The 18,175-nt window shown below is 64.9% G+C and carries 6 protein-coding genes and 1 pseudogene; all 7 read right to left on the reverse strand.

The window, feature by feature from the left end; translation table 11 throughout:
• Nucleotides 1-9: 9 nt before the first annotated feature.
• Nucleotides 10-4,044, reverse strand: coding sequence for an Eco57I restriction-modification methylase domain-containing protein (locus tag LZD57_RS08900; RefSeq protein WP_233719253.1), 4,035 nt, complete (start codon nt 4,042-4,044; stop codon nt 10-12).
• An 8-nt stretch (nt 4,045-4,052) separates the two neighbouring features.
• Nucleotides 4,053-6,851 (reverse strand): DEAD/DEAH box helicase, encoded by a 2,799-nt coding sequence (locus tag LZD57_RS08905; RefSeq protein ID WP_233719254.1) that lies wholly within the window; start codon nt 6,849-6,851, stop codon nt 4,053-4,055.
• A complete protein-coding gene (locus LZD57_RS08910; protein ID WP_233719255.1) occupies nt 6,848-12,064 on the reverse strand; it encodes a DEAD/DEAH box helicase in 5,217 nt (1,738 codons plus the stop codon). Before LZD57_RS08910 ends, LZD57_RS08905 begins: the two co-directional genes overlap by 4 nt.
• Before the next feature lie 471 nt (nt 12,065-12,535).
• A pseudogene (locus LZD57_RS08915) lies at nt 12,536-13,549 on the reverse strand (IS110 family RNA-guided transposase).
• Between the two features lie 183 nt (nt 13,550-13,732).
• The gene (locus LZD57_RS08920; RefSeq protein WP_233719256.1) at nt 13,733-14,797 is read right to left on the reverse strand and encodes an NAD(P)/FAD-dependent oxidoreductase; all 1,065 of its coding nucleotides are present in this window, start codon (nt 14,795-14,797) and stop codon (nt 13,733-13,735) included.
• A gap of 37 nt (nt 14,798-14,834) precedes the next feature.
• Nucleotides 14,835-16,754, reverse strand: a complete 1,920-nt coding sequence (locus tag LZD57_RS08925) for a LodA/GoxA family CTQ-dependent oxidase (protein ID WP_233719257.1) — start codon at nt 16,752-16,754, stop codon at nt 14,835-14,837.
• 67 nt (nt 16,755-16,821) lie between these two features.
• Nucleotides 16,822-18,162: a metallopeptidase domain-containing protein gene (locus LZD57_RS08930; protein WP_233719258.1), complete on the reverse strand. Its 1,341-nt coding sequence runs from the start codon at nt 18,160-18,162 to the stop codon at nt 16,822-16,824.
• Nucleotides 18,163-18,175: the final 13 nt, after the last annotated feature.

The following is an 18,175-nucleotide window of genomic DNA, read 5'->3' on the forward strand; positions in this document are numbered from 1 at the left end:
GGCCACGAATCAGGCCGCCGCATCGTCGGCCCGCTCGGGCAGCGTCGCTTGCGGTGCCAAATCGGGCACGGGCTCGGCGGGGTTAAGGTCGAGGCTCGCGAAGGTGCCGTCCTTAGTGAAGCGATCCCAGGCTTCGAGTACGAGGCGGCGGGTGCGGTATTCGCCATACTCGCGCATCTCGCGGTTCTTCAAGACGCGAAAGGTCTCGGAGGGGTAGTCAGGCCCCTTCACGTCGGCCGGGTCGAGCACGTAGCGCAGCTCGTCGCGGGTCAGGCCATAGGCAGCGGCGTAAAAGGCATCGAGTTCGGCGCGGAGCAGCGCCCGGCGGTCCTCTTCCCAGACGAAAGGCTCGCCGTCATAGCCGAGGTCTTTTGCGAAAGGCTGCATGGACCAGGAGGTGTAGGTGAGTTCGAGTACGCGGGGCGTGATGAAGGCGCGGCGGGATTCAGTGTAGAATTCCTGATCCTTGACTGGCAGTTGCTTTACAATGAAGTAGTTAAAATGTAGTCTTCCCATTTTCTGCCGCGCCACGTAATCGAATACGATCGACGACAGATTGGCATAAAGTCCTAGTAACGTAAATTTATTTGCGTTTTCGCAAAATATAAGCGGCATACTATTTCCGACTGCAGACAATGGAATAAGCGTTGGAATGAAGCTCCTTTCCGTAATGCTTGTAGATATGTCCCGAAAACCAAGGAGATAAGGCGTCGTCGAAATGGGCATTCGAGAGACGGCGATCTCCCACTCGACCCAGTAAAAGGGCAAGGGGTTAAATTTGCGATCAGCGTAGGAGGCTAAATCCGTGTCGGGCAGAACACGGTAGCCTCTTTCAATTTGGTCGGCTGAGTACCCAGCCGCACGGTGATTGTACAAATCGCACATCTTCGCTTCATACAATGGAAGAAACCGCACGGATTCTGAGTTTCCTTCGTAAATCCACTCAATTCCACTTAGGTGAAAGCCTTCTGATTTCAAAATTTCAGCGTTCTTGAAGAGCGATGAATCGTTAGACATGTCGAAGTGGCGAAGAAATTTGATACCCCACGGATCGCCATTTTCAATTCCATCGTGCACTAAGACATCTGAATTATCATATATCTTCGCAGTGACTAAGGCGTCCACTTTAGAGCGAAAAACTGGTGCCGTTTTTGTATTTGGGTTCATGCGAGAAATTGATGCAGCGCTTATCTCGAAGATCTTTGCTCGATCGCTCAGATCTGCAGTCTCAGTAATAAAAAATGCAAATTCTGCGCTTAGGGACCCAACGCCTACAGTGAGCAAAGAAAATTTTGTGGTCCGATGAACTGCCGGGAATATCCCAAGTCTATTTTCAAAATCAAATAGCGACACGAGTCGGCAGTTTGAGACAATACTCTCAAAAAACGGCGCGGTCGTCGCATCAGTCGCAATGCCCGTCGGCACGATGACGCCGGCGCGGCCCTTGCCCTCCGACAGCCGCGCGAAGAGTTCGGCAAAGAGCGCATAGGTATTGACGTCACCGCGCCCGGTGAGCGGAAAGCGCCCGCCATCCTCGCCTGGCACGCGTACGAAGGTCGAGACCGCTTCCGCCTCCCGCTTGGCGAATGTGAAGGCGTCGAAGAGCTTGCGCTCTGGCGTCTCGGGCTCCGCCTGCTCCAGCGCCTTGATCAGCGTCTCGCGTGCGGCCTTGTTCGGCGCGCCGGCGATCTCCGGCGAGCGGGCCGCGAAGAACTCCTGCTCCTGCAGCTTGATCCGCTCCCAGGGCGGATTGCCGAGAACCACGTCGAAGCCGGCGGGCGTCTCGCCCTTCGGCGCCATCACGTCCGGAAACTCCAGCGGCCAGTGGAAGGCCTTTGCCGTATAAGCGAGCCTGTCCGCTTCGGCAATAAGGGGCCCATAAAGCTGCCGGCCGGCGAGCGCCTGGCGCAGATGCCCGGTCGTCGGGATCGTCACCGCCGCCTCGTTCGCCGGCAGGGCGCCGGTCTTCGGTGCCAGGAAGGCCGCGACATAGAGATCGCAGGCTGTCTTCAGCCGCAGCCAGTCTGCACCGCTGCGCAGTTCCGCATAGCGCTCGCGGCGCTTTCGGATGTCGGCGAGGCTGTTTTCGGGCAGCGCGCGCAGCGCAAGGCCCTGTTTCGCCAGCACCGGCGCCGCCGGCATCTGCCCGCCGCCGCGCTCGAAATCGAGCGTGCCCTGCTTGGCCCTGGTCTCGGCCTTGTTGCGCTTGGCGTAGTAGCTCGCGACCGTCTTGTCGTCGCCGGCGAGGGCCTTGTAGGCGGCGTCCGGAATGTCCCTGGCCAGATCCTCGAAGGCAAAGACGCCGAGCAGCGAGTCGCCAGGGCGGATCTGCGCGTCGAAATAGCCGAGCGGATAGCCGGGATCGACGGTCTCGATCCACAGCGCCACCTTGGTCAGCTCCACCGCCATCTCGTTGCGGTCGACACCGTGGATGACGCGGCGGGCGACGTCGCGCATGGCATGGCGATAATCGGCGGCCGACGGCGTTCCCTCCGCCCGGTGGCGGGCGAGCCGGGTCGCGATGCGCCGCGCGGCGGCAAGCAGGAAATGGCCGGAGCCGCAGGCCGGATCGATGACGGTCAGCGACAGGAGTGCCTCGGCCGGATTGTCGGCCTCCGCCTCGGTGCGGTCGAGGACGGGATCGAGCGCGGTGTCGAGCAGCGCCTGGACGAGGCTGTCGGGCGTATAATAGCTGCCCGTCGTCTTGCGCTGGTTGCCCTTCTGCTCGGCCGCGGTGCCGGCAAATTGCAGGCTGCGCCCGTCCGGCCCGGGCTGGGGCTGGAGTTCGAGGAGGCTCTCATAGACCGAGCCGAGTTCCTCGGTCTCCATCGCCCGCCAGTTGACCGGCACGACGCCGCCGCTCTTGTGCTGCGAGGTCAGCCAGCCGAGCTTGTGGATCGCCGCCATGAAGGCGCGGTTCGGCAGCTTGGCCTCGCGGAGATCCGGCATCAGCCCGCGCTCGAACAGGCCCCCAAGGGCCGGCAGGCCGAGCATGGGCTCGCCGCGGGACAACGCCGCGAAGACGACCTTCATGCCCTCGAAGCGGTCGTGATAGCGGTCATAGGCCGAGCGGCGGACGGCGCGGTCGCGCAGGTGGGCCATGGAATAGCCCCGGGCATAGAGTTCGCGCGCGGTGTCCTTGGCGTCGTGGGGGTGGAGAAGCCCTCGATCCTCGGCGACCATCAGGAAGATCAGCCGGTAGATGAGCCGCAACAGCTCGTTGAAGAATTCGGTGTAGGAGAGGGCGCCTGTCTGCAAGCGTTCGCGCAGGGCGGGGTTCTCCGCAAGGAAGCCGGTGCCGAGTTCGCGCAGGGCGTCCTGGACCTGACCCGCCAGGCGCTCGCGGGCGGCCTCGCCCTCCTTGCCGCCCTGTTCGCGCCACCGCTCCAGCGCGCAGTCCGTGACCGGCGACCCGGCTTTGCCGAAGCGGGTGCGCTGGATCAGCAGCCAGAGGGCGGAGAAAGAAGCGAGATCCTCATCGCGAAAAATGTGGGTGAGATCTGCCTCGACATAGGCAGGCCGGGTGAAGGAGGCGTTGTCGCGCATCAGACGCAGCGTGTCGCCGTTGAGAGCAAGGCCCCAAAGCGCATCGTCGTCGCCGTTGAGGACGTCCTGAAGGGCGAGAGCCGCCGAACGCTTGCGGTCGACGGAGAGCGTGTCGGAGGCGCGGTCGAGGGCGTCCGAGCGCGGGACGACGGTGATCGGCACGCGCCCTTCGCCTGCGGCAAGCGCGACCGGAAGCGTGCCATGCTTCAGGTCCGAGAAGCCGAAGACCTCGCGCATGAAGCTCTCGGCGAAGCGAACGGTCGCGGCCATGGACGGATTTTCGGCCCGGGAGAAATCCTGCCAGTGGCGCTGACCGATGCGGAAATAGCGGGCGATCTCGTCGCGCAGCTGTTCGCCCTTCGGTGCGCCGTAGTCCTCGGGCTTCTGGTCGCCGGCCTCGAAGCGGACGAGCTTGGCGACCATCGCGGCCGCGATCAGATTACCCTCGATGGTGAGGGCCGGAAATGCGGACAGGTCGGTCGGTGTGCGGCGGGCCATGCGTGTGATCAGTTCTGTTCGGGAATGAGCGTGAAGAGGCCGATGACGTCCGGCGGTAGCACCGGCTCGACCGTGACCCGCGAGGGCGTGCCGGCGAGCCCGGCGGTCGCCTGGCGCACACGACCGTGGTCCTCGGCGAGCGCCGCGGCGCGGTCGCGGACATGGGCGGCGATGACGCCCTCCATCAAGGCAGGAAGCTCCGTTGCGGCGCGCTCGACCATGCGCTCACGCGCGATATCGGCAAGGTCCCGTGTTGCCTCCGCCGCAAGGAGGGCGCGGGCTTCAAGGCCGGTCGCGACGATGGCACCGTCCGCAATCGCGACGAGGCTTGCCTCTTCGGCGAGGAGCAGGTGTTGGGTCTTGCCGTGGACGGTCAGCTGGAAACGCAATCTCAGAAGAGCGACGAGCGTCCTTTTGTCCACTGCCCGCGTCGGCCAGGCGCCGCGTCGACCGATGCCGAGATCGGGCATCGACTGTGGGTCGAGCGCGCCTTCGAGAAGCGCCTCGGCAAGCGTCGCGGTCAAGGGATGGGCTCGGGAGAGAAAGGCCGTACCGGCGGAGGCCGGCTCGCTGAGCGAAAGCCGCTCCTCGTCCTGAAGTCCCTTTTCGAACAGGCGCTCCCGCAGGGGGCGAGCAAGATCGGCGACATGGGCGGCCGTGTATTTCGGCCGTGCCTCCAGCGGCGCATCGAAGCGCTTCATCGCCGCGGCGACAAAGGTCTGGGCATCCGCGGCATTGCCGAGAAGCGTCGAGGCGCGATCCCATTCGGGCCGGACTTCCTCTGGCTTCATGGCATTCTGGGCGAAGCGGGCGCGGGACTTCCTCTCGTTTTCCTCTGCGTCGCGCCAGCGGCTCTCCATCAACTTTTCGCCCTCGTCGGAGACGAGATCGAGGGTCATCTGGCGGGGATCCTTGCGGCCGCGAAGCCGGATCATCGCGCTCATCAAGGCGTCGGTGACAGGGCCGTGCTCGTCGGGCAGTGGAACCGTGACACCGGTCGCCTTGCGGATCGCCTCGGCCTTGCGGATGACGACTTCAAGGACGGCACCGTCGATCGCACTGTCGGTCGCATACATCATCGCCGAATAGACTTCCGGCGCCGACTGACCGTAGCGATTGACGCGGCCCTCGCGCTGCTGGTGACGGGTGGGGTTCCACGACAGGTCGTAGTGGATGACCGCGTCGAAGACCTGCTGCAGGTTTATGCCCTCCGACAGGCAGTCGGTCGCGACGAGCAGGCGCTGCTCGGTCTCGCCCATCGCCTCGACCCGGTCCCGGCGTTCCTCCGAGGTGAGCTGGCCGGTGACGGCCTGGACGTCGTGCTTCGGGAAAACCTTGCGCAGATGGGCCGCGACATGATCGGCCGTCGCGATGTAGCGGCAGAAGACGACCGGCTTGGCGCCCTTGTTGATCAGCGGCTTGAGAAGATCGACCAACGCCTCCAGCTTTGGATCACGCGCCTTCCGGAGCCGCTCGGCCGTCTCGATCAGGCCCTTCAGTGCCGGATCGCCTTCGGTTTCGAAACTCGCGACGGTCTCGCCGGCGGGGAGCGCCGGTTCAAGGTCGACGGCGTCCTCGTCGTCACCGTCCTCGTCGTAGACCTGTGCCTCGATCCGTTCAGCCTCATTTGAAGCCCGCGTCCTCAGCGCGCTGGCCGCCGCCGCCGGGGAAGAGCCGACGCAGCGCATCAGGGCAAGCGTCCCCCAGAGCGCCAGGCGGCGCTCGCGACGGCCTTCGCCGGCCTTTTCGACGACGCCAAGGCAGTAGTCGATCACCGACTCGTGGAAATCGCGAGAAGCGGAATCGAGGTCGTAGGGGAACTCGCGGGTGTTGTGCTTCGGGAAGACGCGTTCGTCGTCCCAGCCCCCTTCCTCCAGATCGCGGCGTCGTCGCTGGACGAAATGCCGGGCAAGGCGCTGGCGGTAGGCCTGGTCCTCGAACTGCATGGAGGCGAAGCTGGGATCGATCAGCGCCAGGAGCCGCGCGAAGGCCTCTTCGTCGCCGCTGTGGGGCGTCGCCGTCAGCATGATCAACGCCCGCTCCTTATCCGCAGCGAGATCGGACAAGAGGTCGTAGCGCTGCTGCTTGGATCCTTGCTTTGTGCCGACGCAGGCATGGGCCTCGTCGACGATGACGAAGTTCGGGCAAGCGCGGGCGAAGGCGTCGCGGCGGCGTTCGGCCTTGATGTAGTCGAGGCTGACGACCGTGTGGGGATTGGCGTCGAACAGCGTCTGGGAGGCGGCGAGCCCGCGTTCGAGTCGCTTGGCCGAACTCGCGGTGACGGCGACCGTGTCGATGCCGAAGCGCTCCTTCAGCTCCTCGGTCCACTGCTCGACAAGATGGGGCGGGCAAAGAACGGCGAAGCGGTCGATCTCGCCGCGATCGATCCATTCACGCAAGATAAGGCCGGCCTCGATCGTCTTGCCGATACCGACGTCGTCGGCGATGAGGAGGCGCGGCACCGGCTGGCGCAGCGCCATCAGGAGTGGCACCAGCTGATAGGCACGCGGCTCGAAGGTCAAATGCGCCGCGGAGCGGAACGGTCCGGCCCCTCGTCGCAGCGAAAGACGAAGTGCATCGGACAGGAGCGCGGCGATCGCCTGGAGCGCGAGCGGCCCCTCGCTCGGCAGATCGAAGTGGGCAGGTTCGACCGGCAGCGCTTCGAGCGCCGGGGCAAGATGTACGATCTCCATCTCGCTCCCCGACAGGGGACGCAGCACAAGCAGGTCTTCGCTTGCCGAAGGAAGCGCGATCCACTCGCGGCCGCGAGCCCGAACGAGATCGCCAGGGTTGAAGCGGATCGTCATGTCTTCACTCCGAGGAGAGATTTCAGTTCATCTGGCACGCCGGCGCCAGCATCCTCGGGAAGCGCCGCAAGGCTCCAGCCGGCCCGGTCGGCGGCCGCCCGCAAGGCATTGTCGATGGGTTCAGGATGGGCTGCGACAAGATAGTCGGACCAGGAATAGGCGCATCGTGTGCCGCCGATGTCGGCCTGAATCTTGTCTGGTGCTGGGAGGCCGGCTTGGGCGAAGGCAGCGGGCCAGCCGGGCCCTGGTTCATGCGCCGCTGCTTCGACTTCGACGGGATAGGCGTCCTCTCTTCCTGCTGATGAAGTCAGTTTGGCGCGACCAAAAGCAAGAAGCAGAGCGAGCGCTTCGGAATTTCTCCGATCGATCAGCTCCTGTTCGGGCTGATTGTAATAGGAGAGGAGGCACCGGTAGCAGCCATGGACGCAGCGCGCTTCGGTTTTATCGACGAGGTCGTCGGGGTCTCCGGACGCGAGGGCTCTATCGACGTTCTCGTAGTGCATGAGGTCGAGGACGGCGGCCACAGACCGGCGCAGGCCTTCCGGATTTAGGATCAGGTTCTGAAGGACACCTGCGCCACCTTCCGTCGCTTCGTATGTCAGGATCGCACGTCGCTTGTTGCGAGAGGGAAGCGGCTCTCCCTGGATCTCGCTTTCTTCTAGTTGAAAGGCGACCTGGATGCCGCGAACTAGTGCGTGCTGAACCGTTGCATGGACACAATCATCATATTGTTCCGGCCGGGCGAATCGGATGAGAAGCGCGTTTTTGGTGTCTTCGACAAAGGGCACGACACGCTGGGCGCCCTTCGCCTCGGGGTCTGCGGCTGGGGCATCGTCGTCCTGCTCATCGAGTCCAGCGACCCACCGTCCTGAGCGCGGATTGAGCCCATACCCGAGGATCGACTGGTTCTTGCGCCGCCGTAGTCCCTTGTTGACGCGCATGATGCGCGCGCCGTCAGCATATTGAAGCGTTGCGAAGGGGCCCTTGGCGTCGCCGTCGAAAAGCTCGGCCTGCGTGTAGTCTATGACACCGTTGCGCTGCGGCCAGGAATAGACGCTCTGAATCTCGAAGCCCTCGCGGACCCGCTCCTCGTCATTGGCCGTGATGCGTTCGTTCACCTCGGTCTCGACACTCTGGATGCGAAGAGTTCGCTTGATCTCTTCGGCATCGGCCAGTGAGGCGTTGCAGGCATGGCAGCGCTCCATGCCTCGATGATGTGCGGCGCCACATGAGTTGCAGACGGTCAGTTGGCTGGTGCGAATCGTACTGCCGTCGGAATCTCGATCGCCTGCCTGCAGTTTGACGCCAATGACCCGAAGCGCTTGGCCCTCGTGATAGATCAGGCTGCGCGGTCCGAACTCGGCGATTGCCAGAAAGCGTGGTCGCTGGAGATAGGTGGTTCCGCGCCCACCGATTTGCTCCGCGATCCGCGCATAAACGGGCAAACGCGGGAAGTTGTAGCCGGGAAGGAACCCCTCAGTCGCGAGATAACGATAGACGTAGAAGTCCGATGACTGGCCGACATCGCTACTCATCAGATAGGCGATCTCGGCGTTCAGCTCACGCTGGAGTTCGGAATTCTCCTTGCGATCCTTGGCCGAGAGTGCCGCCATTTCGGATTTCTGGTTGGCCTCCTTCAACCTTCTGCTGGTGCTGTCGTATAGACCCCGCCAGCGTTCGAAGGCCCTGTCGAATTCGCCTGGCGCCTGCGCTAGCGTTGTCTCGACGAAATTTCCACGGTCGGAGAGTTCGTCTGGGATGACGATGTGCTTAGTATCCAGAATGCTGTCGAGCACGCGTCGCATGGTGGGTGCGACGTAGCGTCTCTGATTGGGATCATGGATTGCCTCCTCAAGTTCCGGCTCTAGCGGCAGCCCATCCGCCTCGATGGCGATATTGTCCCTAACCCCTGATACGGGTTTAACCGACAGATGCGACAGCCAGACGGCGTTCAGATGTGAGCGAACGAGATCGACATTCGTGATGTCGATCGCCGGCGCTCGGACGACGCCTGCGACCATGTCGATGCGGCGTTCGAAATAGTACTGATCGTGCGGGCTCTGTGCGGCGCAATAAGTGGTGACGAGCGCCGCCTGTCCCGAGCGCCCGGCCCGGCCGGCGCGCTGGGCGTAGTTGGCAGGCGTTGGCGGCACGTTGCGAAGATAGACCGCGTTCAGTTCAGAGATGTCGACGCCGAGCTCCATCGTTGGCGAACAAAAGAGCGCGGGGAGGAAGTCCGGTCGCTCGTTCTTTTCGCGCATCTCGACGAGCTTAGTGTCGAGCTTGGTCCGATCGTTGACGCCGAAACGGAAGCGCTCCTCCCGCCATTCACGGGTCGCATTGTCGACCTGCGCGGTGTGTTCACGAGCTTCGAGCGATAGCGTTGAGACATCCAGTCTCGCAAGATCGTCTGCAATTGCCTCATAGTGCTCAACAAAGAAGCCGTTGACGCACTCCGTCTTCTCGCCCTTTTTGAGAACCAGGGCATCCGGCATCAGCTGGAACGCCTTCTGGCCGCCGACGCCGGGCACCTCCCTGACATAGCCCTCGCCGGCAAGGGAGGTGAGCAGATGCTCTGTCAGTTCCGACAGGTCGTCGAGCTTTAGTCTTGGTAGATTAAACCGACGCAAAGTCTCGTTCAGGCGACGACCGATCCGGCTTCGCGGCCCGGCACTTTGGATCTGGGCTGCATCCCGGCGGCCAATGTCGTCGCGCCGCGGAGGGGCCGGCATGAGGATGCAGGCCGACCGGAGATCTTCCCTCCTGTCGATTGCCCAGGGATGGGTCAAATTCTCCCGCGACCGTCGGGACAGGGCGTCGAGTTCGACTTTAGCAAGAAGCTCGCTGGCGATGGCAAGTCCTTCCAGCATTTCACCTAGAAGAACCTCGAAAAGGCTCGCTCGAATTGGCGTGGAGAGCTGCGCAAGCACCGTTCCCGAAAAGACTTCGTCTCGGCTCGAGAAATCCCTCAGACCCACAAAATTCGCCGTCATGAGGCCCAAGCCGGTTAGGTTAGGATTGGTATAGCGCCAACCCCGCCGCAGATCCGTCCAGAGTCGATAAGCGAGGATGTCCCGCAGTGCTCGCTCAGCTGTCTGAGAGGCACCGATACCCACCTCGGGTGACAACATCCAGAAGCGGCGCCGAGTCCGCTCACTTCCTGAAAAGCCGAAGGCCTTGGCCAGCGCTCTACCGAAGTCTTCGGGTCGCAACCCATCCTCTCCGGCAGTCTGGAGTGCGCGAAGAATGGCACCGCGCAGAAGGCTTACGAAGACGAAGTCGTTGAAGTGACCAGCCTGGAGCGCCGCGTCTTGCCGGTTGTCGGTAAATCCGAGAATCTTACGCTTGCTTTCCTCGGTCACATCTCCGGAGCGATTCATCCACTGAAGCGTTGCCGTGGTGATCGAGGTGGTAGCGCTCGACCTGCCTTCCCCAGAAAGACCCCCGAGCTTATTGCGTTCGCGTCTGGCTGTTGGCTGATCGCTGCAACGCAGGCAGAAGCGATAGGGACCCGGCACGAACCAGAACGGCGCGCCGACGGCATCGACGCTCCCGCTGGGCATGATCGTCGTACGGATGGGGATCTGCTTGCGCCGTGCGGATTTCAGCCTCGCTCCCTTCGCGCCCTGCTCGATCCAGGTGTCGGGAATGCCCTCTGTATCGTTCGCGAAGTCCGGCACGTCGTCGTCCGGACAGAGATAGCCGGATCGTTCGTCATCGTCTTCCTCGGCAAGGGGAACCTGATCAATGTCCCTCGGCAAAAAGCGTACCGAACCGTTCCGGACTTCGCGCCTCACGACGTGATATTCCTGACCGCACACTCGACAGAAGCGCGTCGGATAGAGCCGAGCTTCGCGGTTGTCGGGATCATGGGTTTGCGCCGAAACGCGCACGGGTCTGTCGCCCTTGTATAAAGTCGTATGAAGTTCGCCCGCACCTGCGACAAACCGATTAAGACGAAATGCCATGAATGCTGCTTGGCTTGTCGCGTCCCCACCGCGTTCGCAGTCCGGGCGCGAGGCGAGGGTCATGAAGTTCTCAATCGCCGACTGGCAGGTGGAAAGTTCGATTCCCGTCTCGTCGGAGAGGTCACTTGCAATTGCGTCGAGCTCGGAAGGGCGTCGCCGGCGATACTCGGTCCCACCTTCTAGCCCGACGTGCAGTTCGAGCCAAACGGCCAGAGGGTGAAATTTCAGCACCGAGTCCGGCGCCGGATCGGGCAGGGGCGAACGCACAGCCCCCGCAATTTCGCGGATCGCGTCCTCGAGCTTAATCCGCTCGTCAGTCGCGCGGCGAAGTGTTTCGTCCACGATGTCTGAGGGAGAAAACTCGACACCGAAGATTTTAGAACCAACGGTGGCGACCGCACGAGCCTTGTCGTCCTGATTGCCGGTGCTTTGCATCGTCGCGGACGTGCCAATGCACAAGGGCTCCTGATCCCCCTTGCAGCAGCGGTTCTTCAATCTTCGAACGAGTACGGCGACGTCGGCGCCTTGCCGTCCGCGATAGGTATGAAGTTCATCGAGAACAATGAAGCGCAGGCCATTGGCATGTTCGAGGAGCACGCGGTCGGTTTCGTCGCCACGCGTCAGCATCATTTCGAGCATCATGTAGTTGGTGAGGAGGATGTCTGGCGGATCCGCACGCAGTTTTTCGCGATATTCCGCATTGTCTTGGCCGGTGTATCTGGCCGCGCGTGGCTTGAGACCGTCAGGCAGTTTCGCAGCACCGAGATACTTCTCTATCTCCTCGGCCTGACTGTTAGCGAGCGCGTTCATCGGATAGACGATGATCGCCTTTATCGCCTTTGGCTTTCCCGCGAGTTTCGCCCGTATGACGTCGTCGAATATCGGAACGAGGAAGCACAAGGACTTGCCGGAGCCCGTACCGGTCGTAACGATAAAAGGCTTTCGGCTCGCTGCCTTAGAGATCGCCTGCGCCTGATGGCGATGGAAGGTGAAGGGGCGCCCGCTCTGCGTCTGGAAGATCGTAGCCGTCTCGGGTGCGATCAGTCCTTTGGCCGACAGCTCGTTGGCATCTTCTCCCGACTCATATCGCGGATTGATGGCAAGTAGAGGGGCGGGCCAAAAGGTCTTGCTATCATAGATTTCATCCACCCCGCGCTTCAGATCCTCGGCTCGGATCGTCGTGAACGAGCGCGAGAAGCTCTCATGTCGCCCGATAACGTAGCGATCCAATTCGAACGCCTGCATGATTCGCTCCCTCTTCGCCATTCGAGGATAGCTGGAGCCATTCACAATCTACAAGAGCAGGGCCATCCACCGGCTTGAGCGGAAATCGATGAGAACACGCTCAAAGTTCCTGATTTGATTTGGATGCGGGTGATGCCCTAACCTTACGTTGCGGGATGCTTGATAGGGGGCTGGGATGGATATCGAATTCGCTCGTGAGGAGGGTCGATGTCCCCTGTTTGGCATGCGTAATCTTTGGTGTTTCGGCGGCGGGGTCTTCGATCGGACGTGTGTCAGGCCTCTCGATGTGGCCTTGATGACGCCACGGGCCGGTATGCTGTTCGTAAAGCGGGGTTCACATCGGCATGCGCTCGAGCCCCGGGGCTGAATGTCCCTGCCTTGAACTTCGAAGTCTGTGTCGCCTACTCCTCGTCGATCGCTCACCCCGGCCTTGGGGCCATGCCGTGCCTTGTTCCCCTGAGGGGCTTCAGGTCACGCCATCCGGTAATCTTCCTTCTTCATGGTGATGGCCCAGATCATGCGCGCCATCTTGTTCGCGAGCGCGACAGCAGCGACCATCTTCGGCTTGCGCGCGACGAGATCCGCGAGCCAGCGGTTCGCACTCCCACCCTTGCGGACCACCCACCGGATCACACTCATGGCGCCGACGATGAGGAGCCGCCTGATGTCGGTCTGGCCCATTTTACTGACCGATCCCAGCTTGGACTTGCCGCCCGTCGACCGCTGCCTGGGCACGAGGCCCAGCCAAGCCGCGAAGTTTTGCCCGCTGTCGAACGTGTCGAGGTCCGGCGCGAAGGCCGCGACGGCGCCAGCCGTTGCCGGCCCGATCCCAGGTATGGTGCAGAGCCTTCGAAGTTCCGTGTCCGTCTTCGAGGCTGCCTCAAGTTCATCCGCCAGCCGCTCAATCACCTCCGTGAGCTGCGCGATCTGCCCAAGATATATCGCGCCCATCTCTCGCACGACGGCAGGCAGATCACTGGCCTTGTCGGCGAGCGCATCCTCCAGCACTTTGAGGTTCGCCGGCCCCTTCGGCGCCACAAGTCCGAACTCGGCCAGATGGCCACGAAGCGCGTTGATCAGTTGCGTCCTTTGCCGCACCAGGCACTGGTGGGTACGGAAGGCGACTGCACGGCCCTGTGTCTCGGAGCTCTTCACCGCGACGAAGCGCATCGAGGGTCGCGATGCCGCCTCCGCAATCGCTTCGGCATCCGCGCGGTCATTCTTCTGGCGCTTGACGAAAGGCTTCACGTAGACGGCCGGAACCAGCCGGACCTCGTGGCAGTGCGCCTTCGCCACCCGGCCCTAGTGATGTGACGTCGAGCAGGCCTCCATCGCCACCACGCAAGCCGGTTCGCCGGCTTGTAATGCCATCAAACGCGGCCGCGACAGCGCCCGATTGTAGCGAACCGCCCCATCCGTTCCGACGGCGCATACATGTAAGCTTCCCTTTGCCAGGTCGATCGCGAACATGCTGATCTTCGTCATTTATGCGCCCTCCGCTTGGTTCCTATAGAACCGTCATCGCATATAAGATGCCGCTGCGTGGGGGCATCCACCGCATCAGTTCAGGGGAGCACGACCGTCGAGCGTCTCCGGCGCTTCTATGCGCGCACGGGCGCGAACGCGGCGGTGCTGCCGGTCCTTTCCGGCCCCTGACGGCCGCTGTCCTCAGTCCGCTGCCATGATGCGCCAGAACGCCCCGTTCTCGCGGGCGCTCCGGTAGGTGCGCAGCGCCTCGCGGTCGAGAGCGACCGCCGTCGCCTGCTCGGCCTCGGCATAGCGGCCGAACGCGGCACTGTCGCCGGAGTGGTGCGCCGCGACCGCGTCCGCTGCCGCGATGCCCGACTGCAGCGCCCGTGCGATGCCGCCGCCGGTGACCGGATCGAACGCGACGGCGGCATCGCCGACGCCGAGCCATCCGGCCCCGGCCGGCGGCGCGAGCTGCTGCGGGCCGCAGGGAACGAGACGCGGAGCCGCCCCCTCCGGCAGCCTCGGGGCGGGCAGGCGAAGCGACCGCAGCGCTTCCTGCCAGGACGCCGCGCGTGACGCAGGGCGCGCGAGAGCGGGCTCGCTCAGGCACACGAGGACGGAGACGAGCGACTCATCGGCGAGGCGGACGGCATAGCACCAGCCTTGAGGCCCGGAGGCGATGGAGAACGCGCCACCGTCGGCGCACGCTTCGGTCGGAACGCCACGGTGGTGGAGAGCGACGAGGTCGGGGCCACGCCGGCGCTCGGCACCGACCCGTCGGGAGCACGCCGCGCCACGGCCCGTCGCGTCGACGAGGATGTCCGCCGCGACGGCCAGCGCCCACCCGCCGTTCCGGAAGAGGGCGAGCCATCGGCCGCGGTCCCGGGCGACCTCGACAAGGTGGCCGACGGGGAGGGTGCGGTCCGGCGGGACGAGCGCGGCGAGATCGGCGTCGAACACGGCGCGGTCGAGGGCGAGACCGGGGCCATCCGGGTTCGACACAGCGTCGCGGCGGAGGAAGGCGCGCGAACCCCACGCGACCCTGAAGGCAGCGCAAGGGCGGTGGGCGGGCGATTGCCACACCCCCTCGGCGCCGAGCTGGCGCAGCAAAGGCCTCGCCTCGGGCGCGAGGTGCTCGCCGTACCCGCGCGCCGGCGATGGGCGGCGGGCGATGAGGAACGGCACGCCGTGCCGGGCGAGGGAGAGCGCCGTCGCACATCCCGCCGGCCCGCCGCCGACGACGAGAACGGCGGTGTCGTGCACCGGTAGGTTGCGAGTGGTCATGGTCGGGAGGCGCCGGTCAGGCGCCTCTGCGCTGGCGGGCGCCGGCGAAGAGTGCTCGTTCTGCCTCGCTCCGCCACCCGGCGGCCTGCGCGCGCCGGTCGGCCGGCGTCGCGGGAGCCGGCTCAGCGGCGGCGCGAGCGGCTTCGGCAAGCCCCGCCATGCTCGGCGGCACGCGCGCGACGTAGATCGCATCGGGGAAGTCCGGGTCGTCAGCCGGCCCTGGCCGCCGCTCGACGACACCCATCGAGGCGAATTGGTGGACCATCAGCTCCATGGAATCCTCGGAGCCGACGAGACTGTCGTACCAGCTCCGCCGCCGGTGGAAGGCGTCGAGCCGGTCCTCCCGCGGTCGGCCAGCGTCCATCACCACGGCGTAGTCATCCTCCGAGAGGACGTGGTTCGGCACCGCCGCCGGCCAGAACGTCGGCAGGTAGGGATCGGTGCGCGGATCGTAGCCCGACCGGCAGCCAGCGGTATCGGCCTGCCAAGGCAGCGCCATCCAGCGGGTGAGGTCGCCGGGACCCTGACCCTGCAGCGGCCCGGCGACGGCGAACACGTCGGCACGGTCGAGCCGGTCGCCAAACTCCTGCCGCGTCGGCGCGTCCGCGCGGCGGATCCGGAAGGGCGCGCTGTAGACCGAGAGGTGGCGCATCGGCCACGTCAGCTCGCAGCCAGGATGGAAGGCGTCGGCGAGGCAGAAGTGGAGCGGCGCGCGGTTGAGCATCGCGGGCTGCGCTGCGACCGGCAGCTCGTCGATCGTCACTGGGTGCGCCGCATCAGGATCCCAGTCCGCGACGAAATTGCCGCGCACCCACCGCTGTAGCCAGCCGAACGCCTCCGGGCCGAGCGGCAGGTGGGTGAGGGGATCGGTCGCGGCAAAGCTCCCGAACGCGTCGCCGTAGATCCACGGCCAGTCGTTCGCGTTGGTCGCGGCAGGGGTCGGCGCTCTGAAGGCGTACGCGATCTCGCGGCGGAGCTGGGCGAAGGTGTCGTCGGCGCCGTGGATGCGGGAAAGGCGTCCCACCACCGCCGGGTCGGTGAAGTCAAAGGGGCCGCTGCGGCCGAACATCGCCGCAAAGCCCTTGTTCACCCACTGGAGCAGCGTCAGACGCGAGAGGATCGGCAGGATGTGCCGCGAGAACGAGACCTCCCGCGGCGTCTCAAGCCAGCCCGCCCCGCGCCAGAGCTCCTCCTGGAGGTCGAGGAGCGTCCGCCAGGCGACGATGTCCGGCGCGTAGTTCGGCGGCGCGACGGCGACCCACGCGCCCTCGCACGGGATCTCGCGGCCGCCGATCCGCACCGTGGCGTCGACCGGACCGTCCGAGACGTCGTCGTACCAGCCGGTTGCGTTGGCGAAGCCGTCCTCCTCGGACGAGTTGAACACCGGAAGCCCTTCCGGGGAGGCGGAGACCCCCTTGCCGGAAAGGACAAGGAGCCGGCCGTTCGCCGCCGCCCTCGCCTCGCCGAGCGTCACGTCCACCGGGTCGCCCTTCCAGCGGAAGGCGCCCGTCGCGGTCGCGCGCTCGCCCGCAGAGCCCGCGACCTCGATCGGCCCCGGGTCGATGCGGAGGTCGTCGCGCGAGGCGACCGGGTAGTCCGGGTTGCGGCGGAGGACTCTCAGCCCGGCGGCTTGGGGGAGGTCCATCGCGGCGCTGAACTTGTACCAGCCGGCCTTCTTCGCCGCGAGGTGTACCGTCCAGACGATCTCGTCGCCGGGCGCTGTCAGCTCGCGCACGACGTTGCCGGCCGCGTCGTAGCCGTAGACGCGGAATTCCACCGCCTCGCGCTTCAGGAGCCCATCCGCGTCGTGCATCTCGCCCGCGGCACGGGGCGGCGGCGTCTTCAGCTGCGGCGCGAGGACGTGCTCCTCGCCGTTGCCGATCCGGGCGATGCCGATGCCGGGGTGAATGGCGGCGCGGACGATGGTGTCGGTCATGGGCCCTCGGCGCGTTCGACGGGACGATATTCAGGGCCGCGTGTGACGGCCGGCTCCGGGAGGCCGCTTATCGTGCGACCTCCGTCTCGATCTCCTGCAGCATGTCGACGGTGAGCTCCTCCACCGGGAAAGGCTCGGCGGAGGATTCGGCGGACGCCATCGCACCGGAGAGCGACAGCGACGAGCCGATGGAGCCACCGTTGTAGATGATCTGCGCCCACTCGTTCGACGTCGGGGCGAGGATGTTGCGGATGTTGTCGTCGTTGATATCGACCGCGACGGGGGCCCTCTCGACGGTGCCGTCGACGTCCCAGTCGATCGACGCGTGCGCCGGCACCTCGGTGAAGACGTCGGAAGGCGAGTTGAAGATCGTCCGGTAGCCGAGGAGCGACGGGTTGCGGCCGAGGCCGTTGTTCTCGTCGAGCGCGGTCTCGCTGAGGCCCGGCAGGGCGAACCGCTGGTACTCGAACCGCGATTCCGCGAAGAACGGCACCCCGCGCGTCTGGAACGAGTAGTTCATCACACTGAGGTGGTTTGGCTTGAAGCCGACGTGATCGCTGCCGCCGTGGGTGAGGCCGAGGTTGTGACCGAGCTCGTGGATGAACGTGCCGACCTTCTGGTCTGGTGTCCCGCCCGGCGTCGGCCAGCGTCCGAGGGTGACGACGAAGTCGGATGCCGGAATGCCCATCGAGCGGCCGCTCGAGGTGGTCGCGTCGTAGCCGTCTTCCCAGATCATGTAGTGGAAGAGCGGGGCGAGGTTGGGGTCGAAGTGCGCCGCCTTGATCGCGAAGAACTCGGAAACCACCGGCCGGAGGTCGCTGTCGTGCGGGACCTCGTTGCCGTCGACGAGGTGGATTGCGATGCCGGGCAGCCCGTCGGGGTTGGGGACTGGCGCGCCGGCGAAGGACTCGACGATGCGCCGCTTCTCCGCGTCCGTCGGGCGGAAGTCGACGGACGCGCCGCCGGTGTTGCGGACCATGAAGTCCATCTCGACGAAGATGTCCCGATGGAGCGGCGAGGCGCCCATCGCGCGGAGATCGATGCCGTTCACCTCGTGCACCTCCCAGCCGTCGAGGAGGGCATCGCCGTCGGTGTCGGGGTTGATCGGGTCGGTGCCGAGCTGCGCCTCCTCGCTGTCGGTGAGGCCGTCGCCGTCCCGGTCGACGTCGGCGGGTGCAGCAGCCGCAGCCTCCGCTTCCGCGAACGGATCGATGTCGGCCCGCTCGGAGGTGAGCGAGCGCGACGCCATCCCTTCCGGCACGGCGAACGGAGCGCGGGAGAGCTCGCCCGCGATCTCGGCGTCGGCCTCGACGCTGATGCCATTCTGGGCCGACGCTGTCCCGAACGGTGCCGCGTAGGCGAGGAGCGCGGCGGAAGACGCGGCGAAGGGTGCTATGCGAAGCTTCATCCTGAAATCTCCT

The organism is Jiella avicenniae (assembly GCF_021390325.1).
GTDB lineage: Bacteria > Pseudomonadota > Alphaproteobacteria > Rhizobiales > Rhizobiaceae > Jiella > Jiella avicenniae.